Annotated in this window: 7 protein-coding genes and 1 tRNA gene; 4 read left to right on the forward strand and 4 right to left on the reverse strand. The window is 73.3% G+C overall.

Annotated features, from left to right (window positions below):
- Positions 1–47: 47 nt before the first annotated feature.
- From E0D90_RS03950 to E0D90_RS03965, 4 genes are all read right to left on the reverse strand, one after another.
- Complete coding sequence (locus tag E0D90_RS03950; RefSeq protein WP_130796601.1) at positions 48–1,340, reverse strand: homoserine dehydrogenase; 1,293 nt, start codon at positions 1,338–1,340, stop codon at positions 48–50.
- 205 nt (positions 1,341–1,545) lie between these two features.
- Positions 1,546–2,937 carry a diaminopimelate decarboxylase gene (gene lysA / locus E0D90_RS03955; protein WP_130796602.1) on the reverse strand — a complete coding sequence of 464 codons (1,392 nt, stop codon included), beginning with the start codon at positions 2,935–2,937 and terminating at the stop codon, positions 1,546–1,548.
- Between the two features lie 237 nt (positions 2,938–3,174).
- Positions 3,175–3,981 carry an ArgS family protein gene (locus tag E0D90_RS03960; protein ID WP_130796603.1) on the reverse strand — a complete coding sequence of 269 codons (807 nt, stop codon included), beginning with the start codon at positions 3,979–3,981 and terminating at the stop codon, positions 3,175–3,177.
- A gap of 26 nt (positions 3,982–4,007) precedes the next feature.
- Positions 4,008–4,412 carry a response regulator gene (locus tag E0D90_RS03965; protein WP_103504533.1) on the reverse strand — a complete coding sequence of 135 codons (405 nt, stop codon included), beginning with the start codon at positions 4,410–4,412 and terminating at the stop codon, positions 4,008–4,010.
- 123 nt (positions 4,413–4,535) lie between these two features.
- On the opposite strand from E0D90_RS03965, the gene E0D90_RS03970 reads away from it, so the two are divergent.
- From E0D90_RS03970 to ulaA, 4 genes are all read left to right on the forward strand, one after another.
- A tRNA-Arg gene (locus E0D90_RS03970) sits at positions 4,536–4,607 on the forward strand.
- A 153-nt stretch (positions 4,608–4,760) separates the two neighbouring features.
- On the forward strand, positions 4,761–5,708 hold the full coding sequence (locus E0D90_RS03975; RefSeq protein WP_103528150.1) for an oxidoreductase: 948 nt from the start codon (positions 4,761–4,763) through the stop codon (positions 5,706–5,708).
- Between the two features lie 159 nt (positions 5,709–5,867).
- Positions 5,868–6,716 carry a PTS sugar transporter subunit IIAB gene (locus tag E0D90_RS03980; protein WP_130796604.1) on the forward strand — a complete coding sequence of 283 codons (849 nt, stop codon included), beginning with the start codon at positions 5,868–5,870 and terminating at the stop codon, positions 6,714–6,716.
- A gap of 96 nt (positions 6,717–6,812) precedes the next feature.
- Positions 6,813–8,408: a PTS ascorbate transporter subunit IIC gene (gene ulaA / locus E0D90_RS03985; protein ID WP_130796605.1), complete on the forward strand. Its 1,596-nt coding sequence runs from the start codon at positions 6,813–6,815 to the stop codon at positions 8,406–8,408.
- Positions 8,409–8,445: the final 37 nt, after the last annotated feature.

The following is an 8,445-nucleotide window of genomic DNA, read 5'->3' on the forward strand; positions in this document are numbered from 1 at the left end:
TCCCTGCCGCCGCGCGGCCTACGGACGCGCGCCGGCGCGGCCGCGGGTCATTCGCCCTCGACCCGCATGATGCTGGCGACGCCGCGGACCGTGTCCAGTCCGCGCAGCGTCTCCACCGTCGCCGTCAGCGCGGCGTCCGGTGCCCGGTGCGTCACCACGACCAGCGACGCCTCACCGTCCTTGCCCTGCTGCCGCACGGTGTCGATCGAGACGCCGTGGTCGGCGAAGACCGCGGCCACCTGCGAGAGCACACCCGGCTTGTCCGCCACGTCGAGGCTGATGTGGTAGCGGGTGACGACGTCGCCCATCGGGCTCACCGGCAGCATCGTGTACGCGGACTCGCCCGGCCCGCGCGCGCCGCTCACCTTGTTGCGGCAGGCGGCGACCAGGTCACCCAGGATCGCGGAGGCGGTCGGCACCCCGCCGGCGCCCTGGCCGTAGAACATCAGGCTGCCCGCGGAGTCGGCCTCGATGAAGACGGCGTTGTACGCCTCGCGGACGGACGCCAGCGGGTGGGTCAGCGGGATCATCGCCGGGTGGACGCGGGCGGTGACGGACCGGCCGTCGGCGGCACGCTCGCAGATCGCCAGCAGCTTCACCGTGCAGCCCATCCGGCGGGCGGAGGCGATGTCGGAGGCGGTCACCTCGGTGATCCCCTCGCGGTGCACGTCGTCCAGCCGTACCCGGGTGTGGAAGGCGATACCGGCCAGGATCGCGGCCTTGGCGGCCGCGTCGAACCCCTCGACGTCCGCCGTCGGGTCCGCCTCGGCGTAGCCGAGCGCACCCGCCTCCTCCAGCGCCTCGCTGTAGCCGGCGCCGCTGGACTCCATGCGGTCCAGGATGAAGTTGGTGGTGCCGTTGACGATGCCCAGCACCCGGTTGACGGTGTCGCCCGCCAGGGACTCGCGCAGCGGGCGCAGCAGCGGGATGGCCCCGGCGACGGCGGCCTCGAAGTAGAGGTCCGCGTCGTACTTGTCGGCGGCCGCGTACAGCGTGGGGCCGTCCTGCGCCAGCAGCGCCTTGTTGGCGGTCACCACGCTGGCGCCGTTCTCGAAGGCCGTGGAGATCAGTGACCGGGCGGGCTCGATGCCGCCGATCACCTCGACCACGACGTCGATGTCCGGCCTTCCGGCCAGCCCATGCGCGTCGGTGGTGATCAGCTCCGAGAGCACGCCCTCCCGCAGCCGTCCGGGGCGGCGCACCGCGATGCCCGCCAGTTCGACCGGTGCGCCGACGCGCGCGGCCAGGTCGGCGGCGTGCGTCGTCATCAGGCGTGCCACCTGGGACCCGACCACACCGCAGCCCAGCAGCGCCACCTTCAGCGGACGCTCATCCGTCATCGCCCGACCTCGCCTCTGTCGCTCTCGTTACGGCCCGCGCGCGAGCTTCCACTCCCGCCAGTCTCACGTACCGACCGTACCGGGCGGGCGGGGTGTCAGTATGCGAGATGCGGCGGCCGTCTGCCGGACGGCGAGCGCCGGTACCGGGGCGTGCGGAGGTGGGCGCCCGGTGGGCCGGGGACGCGCCCCGGCCCCGCACGGTGAACTAGCCGACGTCCAGGCGCAGCAGGTCCTCCTCCGTCTCCCGGCGGACCAGCACCCGGGCCTGGCCGTCCTTGACGGCGACCACCGGGGGACGCGGCACATGGTTGTAGTTGCTGGCCATCGAGCGGCAGTACGCGCCGGTCGCGGGGACGGCCAGCAGGTCGCCGACGGCGGTGTCGGCCGGCAGATGGGCGTCCCGGACCACGATGTCGCCGCTCTCGCAGTGCTTGCCCACCACCCGGGAGAGCATCGGCGGGGCCTCGGATGTGCGGGAGACCAGCGAGACGCAGTACTCGGCGTCGTAGAGGGCGGTGCGGATGTTGTCCGACATGCCGCCGTCGACGCTCACATAGGTCCGCAGCCCCGGCAGCTCCTTGGTGGTGCCCACCTCGTAGACGGTGACGGCCGTCGGCCCGACGATCGCCCGCCCCGGCTCGACCGACAGGCGCGGGCGCCGCAGGCCCGCCGACTCACACTCACGGGTGACGATGTCACCGAGCGCCCTGGCGATCTCGTGCGGTTCGCGCGGGTCGTCGGCCGGGGTGTAGGCGATGCCGAGTCCGCCGCCGAGGTCGATCTCCGGCAGTTCGACGCCGTGCTCGTCGCGGATCGTGCTGAGCAGACCGACCACGCGGTGGGCGGCGACCTCGAAACCCGCCGTGTCGAAGATCTGCGAGCCGATGTGGGAGTGGATGCCGATCAGCTCCAGGCTGTCGTGGGCGAGCGCGCGCCGCACCCCCTCGGCGGCCTGCCCGCCCGCCAGCGCAAGCCCGAACTTCTGGTCCTCGTGGGCGGTGGCGATGAACTCGTGGGTGTGGGCCTCCACGCCGACGGTCACGCGGATCTGCACCCGCTGCCGCCTGCCGAGCCGGCGGGCCGTCTCCGCGACCCGGTCGATCTCCTGGAGCGAGTCCAGCACGATGCGGCCCACTCCGGCCTCGACGGCGCGTTCGATCTCGGCGGCCGACTTGTTGTTGCCGTGCAGCGCGATCCGGTCTGCCGGCATTCCGGCGGCGAGCGCGGTGGCCAGTTCACCGCCACTGCAGACGTCGAGGTTGAGGCCCTCCTCGTGCAGCCAGCGCACGACGGCACGGCACAGGAACGCCTTGCCGGCGTAGAAGACGTCGGCGTCGGGCCCGAACGCCTCCCGCCAGGCACGGCAGCGGTCACGGAAGTCGGTCTCGTCGAGGATGTAGGCGGGGGTGCCGAACTCCTCGGCGAGAGCGCGGACGTCGATGCCGCCGAGCGTCATCGCCCCGTCGGCGGCGCGGGTCGCGGTGTGCGGCCAGACGCGGGCGTCGAGGGCGTTGAGATCGGTCGGGGGCGGGCTGTAGTGGCCCTCGGGGAGGACGTCTGCGTGCCGGGGGCCGGCGGGGTGTGCGGAACGGCTCATGGCTCTGTGCTCTGCGCTTTCGTGGGTCGGTGCGAGGTCGGTGCGAGGTGGGTGCGAAGTCGGTCGCGGGGTCGGGGTCGCGCGTGCGGGGTGCGGGTGCGGCGGCCCTGACGCGGGGCGCCCGGTGGTGCGGGGTGCTGGGGTGCGTCACGACGGCTCGGGCCGGGACCGGCCGAAGGCGCGCCCGGCGCGGGGTGCCGTCGGGGCGGAGACGGTCGGTGCTGGAGGTGGTCCGGGCTAGAGGTGGTCGGGGGCACCGATGCCCAGGCGGAACAGGCCGTCGGCCAGCACCGTCCCGGTGGCCTGGGCCAGGGCCAGCCGGGCGCGGTGGACGGCCCCGGGTTTCTCCGGTCCCAGCGGCAGGACGGGGGCGTGTTCGTCGGCGTCGAGGAGGGCGTCGGCGAGCCCGGTCAGCCGCCCCACGCCGCCGCTGTGGCGCTCACCGAGCAGTGCCAGCAGCCGCAGTTCGGCCGGTGCCTCCAGCAGGGCGGCCTCAGCGGTGTCGGGAGCGAAACCGAGTGCGGAGGCGCCGCGCAGCAGGGCGCGGGTGCGGGCGTGGGCGTACCGGACCCGGAACAGCGGGTTCTCCGCGCGCTGGACCAGCAGAGCGGCGGGCGTGACCGCGCGGTCGCCGCTCGCCGCCGCCCAGGCGCGGATGTCGCGCGCCGGGTCCTCGGGCAGCACGCTCGGCGCGGGCCCGGCGAGGATGTCGGCCAGCAGCGCGGTTGCCGCGCCCGGGGCCAGCCGGATGTTCAGGAAGCCGGGCCCCGCCACGTCGACGGAGGCGACCCCGGGGACGTCACGCAGCCGCTCCGCGACCACTTCCGCGACGCCGCGCGCCGGAAGGCGCGCGGGCCCGGCCAGGCGCAGCGCGATACCGGTGGCCCAGTCGGCGTCACCGTGCGGAGGACGGCGCAGCCGCACCCCGTCGGCCGGCGTGCCGGGGTCGGGCCCGGTCACTTCGCCCAGCTCGCCCAGCGCGCCGGACGCCGCGGCATCGCGCACAGAGCGCAGTACGGCGTCGGAGAGCTGGGTGGGAGTCACAGCGGAAGCCTACGAGAGCGCGCCGTTCAGCCGGCCATCGATTTCGCCAGCCGGACAGCGCCCGCCCGGCCCTCGTCACTCAGCCGGCGGACCCGGCGCACCAGATCCGCCGGGTCGAACGGCTTCGTCACCACGGCGTCCACCGGCGGGCACCGCTCGCCGAGCGGACTGGCGGACACCAGCATCAGGGGGATGCCGCCGGTCGAGGGGTCGTCACGGAGACGCTCGGCGGTGCGCAGCCCGTCGAGCCGGGGCATCACCACGTCGAGGGTGATGACGTCGGGGTGGAACTCCGGGACCGCCTCGAGGCATTCGACACCATCAGCCGCGGTCATCACCTCGAACCCGTCAAGTTCGAGGATGACCCTGATCAGATGCCGGATGACCTGGCTGTCGTCAACCACCAGCACCCGGCCACAGGCCCGTGGCACTCCTCCAGCGTAGGCGGGTCACCCCGCCCCTGTACGCGCTTTCCCCCAACCCGTAAACCACGGTGCGGGACACCCCGGCCGAGCTGGTAGTGTTCTTCCCGTCGCCAACACACCGGCGACACCGCCCCCGTAGCTCAGGGGATAGAGCAACGGCCTCCGGAGCCGTGTGCGCAGGTTCGAATCCTGCCGGGGGCACTTCCGGATGAAGCTCCTGATCGCGTCAAGCGATCAGGAGCTTTTCTCGTTGCCCGCCAGACGCGTCGCGCGCGGGTGGGAACCGGGTAGGTGGTGAAGTGGGCCCAAGCGGGCAGGTGTTCCCGCCCCGCCCCCGTTCGAACGGCTGTGACCATGACTTCCTGGACCGCACGCGACATCCCCCGGCTGGACGGCACCACCGCCGTGGTGACGGGAGCGAACAGCGGAATCGGGGCGGTGACGGCTCTCCGGCTCGCGCGCGCCGGGGCAAGGACGGTGCTGGCCTGCCGGGACGAGGGCCGGGGCACCGAGACGCTGGAGCGGATCCGCGGCGCGGCCCCGGGCGCGGACGTGCGGCTCGTCCGGCTGGACCTGGCCGACCTCGCGTCGGTCCGGGCGGCCGCACCGCTGCTCGTGGCCGAGGGCGACGGGCGGATCGGCCTGCTGGTCAACAACGCGGGGGTGATGGCGCTGCCGCTGCGCCGCACCGCCGACGGTTTCGAGATGCAGTTCGGCACCAACCACCTCGGGCACTTCGCACTCACCGGCCTGCTGGGCGAGGCGCTGCGCGCGGGCTCGGGGCGGGTGGTGAACGTGTCGTCGCTGGCCCACCGGCTGGCCCCGCTCGACCTGGGAGACCTCAACGCCGAGCACGGTGGCTACAGCAGGTGGCGCGCCTACGGCCGGTCGAAGCTGGCCAACCTGCTCTTCACCGCCGAACTGCACCGGCGTTCGATGAGGTCCGGTGCCCCGGTGACCGCGGTCGCCGCCCACCCGGGGCTGTCCGCGACCGAGTTGGGCCAGGCCGGGCCGCGGATGGAGGGGAAGGCGTGGCAGGCCAGGCTGGAACGCGTCACCCGCCTCTACACCCAGCCCGCCGCCCGCGGCGCGCTCCCCGTGCTGCGCGCCGCCACCGACCGGGCCGTCACCGGCGGGGAGTACTTCGGCCCCAACGGCCCGCTGGAGACCCGGAGCGCGAGTGCGGGCCCCGCCCGGCGTTCCGCCGCCGCCCGGGACGCGACCACGGCGGCCGCGCTGTGGGACGCATCCACCGACCTCACCGGCATCGACCCGGCGACCACCCTCTTCCCGAGTGGGTGACACGCGCGGGAACCGGCGGACACGGCGACAGAACACGGCGCGCGACGGTAACCGATCCGGATATAGGCGTGCACACCGCGCGATCGGGTGACGACTTTCACATTCCGGACAGTCGCCCCCGGCCGGGGTAGGCGATGCGAACATGCGACGATCGGCCATATGGCCGCGCTGAACGAACTGCTCCCGCTCGAATCGATTCGACTCGACGTCACCGCCCGGAACTGGGCCAAGGCCGTGCGTGCCTCGGGTGACCTGCTGGTCTCGACCGGCTCCGCGACGGACGGCTACACGGCGGAGATGATCGCCAACGTGGCCGAGAACGGCCCCTACATCGTGCTGGCGCCGGGCTTCGCCTTCGCTCACGCCCGCCCCTCCCCCGCGGTGCTGCGCACCGGCATGTCGTGGGTGCGGCTGGCGGAGCCGGTGGAGTTCGGGCACGAGTCCAACGACCCGGTGACGCTGGTGGTGGCGCTGGCCGCCACGGACTCCAGCGCCCACACCGACGCGATGGCGACCCTCGCCCGGCTGCTCGCAGACCCGGAGAAGGCGGCCGCGCTGGAGAGCGCGACGACGCCGGAGGAGGTCTGGCAGCTGGTGACCGGGCTGGACCCGGCGCAGGCACCCGCCCCGGGCGAGCGGCACGAGCCCGCCACCACCCCGGAGGCCCCGGTGACCACCACCGCTGCCGCTGAGACCGCCGCCCCGCGATCCGGGGGCGGGGAACGCCACAAGATCCTGACCGTCTGCGGCAACGGCCTGGGCACCAGCCTCTTCCTGAAGAACACCCTCGAACAGGTACTGGACCGCTGGGGCTGGTCCTCCTTCATCACGGTGGAGGCGACCGACACCATCTCCGCCAAGGGCAAGGCGTCGGAGGCGGCGGTCATCCTCACCTCCGGCGAGATCGCCCGCACGCTCGGCGATGTCGGTGTCCCGGTCCGGGTCGTGGAGAACTTCACCGACCTCGGCGAGGTCGACCGGACACTCCGCGAGACCTACGACGTCTGACGTCACGGGCCCGCCGGGCGGACCGCCCACCCGGCACCGCCCCGGCCCGCCCCGTGACGCGAGCTCCCCCGCAACGAGTACGAACGGAAGACGCCCATGAACTGGCTCGTGTCCCTCGCCGAGTTCGTCGTCAACGAGGTCCTGAGCGAACCGGCCTATCTGATCGGCCTGATCACCGCCGCCGGGCTGATCGCGCTGCGCCGGTCCACCGGGCAGATCGTCGGCGGGGCCATCAAGGCGACGCTCGGCTTCCTGCTGATCGGCGCCGGCGCCACGCTGGTGGTCGGCTCGCTCGCGCCGCTGGGCGAGATGATCCAGGGCGCGACCGGGGCCCACGGCGTCATCCCGACCAACGAGGCGATCGTCGGGATCGCCCAGGAGCAGTACGGCGCGCGGGTCGCCTGGCTGATGATCCTCGGGTTCGCCGTCAGCCTGCTGCTGGCGCGGTTCACGCCGCTGCGCTACGTCTTCCTCACCGGTCACCACATGCTGTTCATGGCGACGCTGCTGACGATCGTGCTGGCGACCGCCGGACACACCTCGTGGGTCGTGGTGGTCGTCGGCGGTGTGCTGATGGGCATCATGCTGGTCGCGATGCCGGCGTTCGCCCACCCGTGGACCAAGCGGATCACCGGCAACAACACGGTGGCGATCGGTCACTTCGGCACCGCCGGGTACATCGTGTCCGGCGCCACCGGTCAGCTGGTCGGTAAGAAGAGCCGCAGCACCGAGGACATGAACCTTCCCGAGGGACTGCGGTTCCTCCGTGACTCGATGGTGGCCACCGCCCTGTCGATGCTGCTGATCTATCTCGCGATGGCGCTGCTGTTCCTCGGCCGGGCCGGGCAGGACGAGGCGTTCCAGGCGTTCGCGGTCGACGGCGGCGAGCCCGCGGCCAACGTGGGCAACTACCTGATGCTGTCGGTGATGCAGGGACTGCAGTTCGGTATCGCCGTCGCGGTGATCCTCTTCGGTGTCCGCACCATCCTGGGCGAGCTGGTCCCGGCGTTCCAGGGCATCGCGCAGCGGCTGGTGCCGGGCGCGGTCCCGTCGCTGGACGCCCCGATCGTCTTCCCGTACGCGCAGAACGCGGTGCTGGTCGGCTTCCTCTCCAGCTTCACCGGCGGCCTGGTGACCCTGGGCCTGCTGACCTGGGTGCTCGGACCGGCGTTCGGGCTGGCGCTGGTGCTGCCGGGTCTGGTGCCGCACTTCTTCACCGGTGGCGCGGCCGGTGTGTACGGCAACGCCACGGGTGGCCGCCGGGGCGCCTTCCTCGGCGCCTTCCTGAACGGTGTGCTGATCACCATCCTGCCGGCGCTGCTGCTGAAGGTGCTGGGCGCCTTCGGCGACGAGAACACCACCTTCGGCGACGCGGACTTCGGCTGGTTCGGTGTGCTGGTCGGCAACGCGGCCGAGGCGGGCGAGGTCGGCGGGATCGTGCTGATGGTCCTGCTGGGCGCGCTGGTCCTCGTCGGTGCCATCGTGATGCAGAAGAAGGTCGTGGACACGGGCTGGGACCCGGGCGCCCGCCGCGACGCGGCGCTGGGCACCTCCCCGGCCGCCGCGGCCGGTACGCCTGGTGCCGCGGAGACCGGCGGGACCGGGGAGACGGCGGCCGGCGCGCCGGCCGGTGGCGCGCACCGCATCGCGCCGCCCGCGGGTGCCCCCGCACCGCCGCCCCTGGCCAAGTGACCGGCTGACGGCCGGGGCGGGAACGGCAGGTCCGTTC

It is taken from the genome of Streptomyces otsuchiensis (assembly GCF_004305975.1).
Lineage (GTDB): Bacteria > Actinomycetota > Actinomycetes > Streptomycetales > Streptomycetaceae > Streptomyces > Streptomyces otsuchiensis.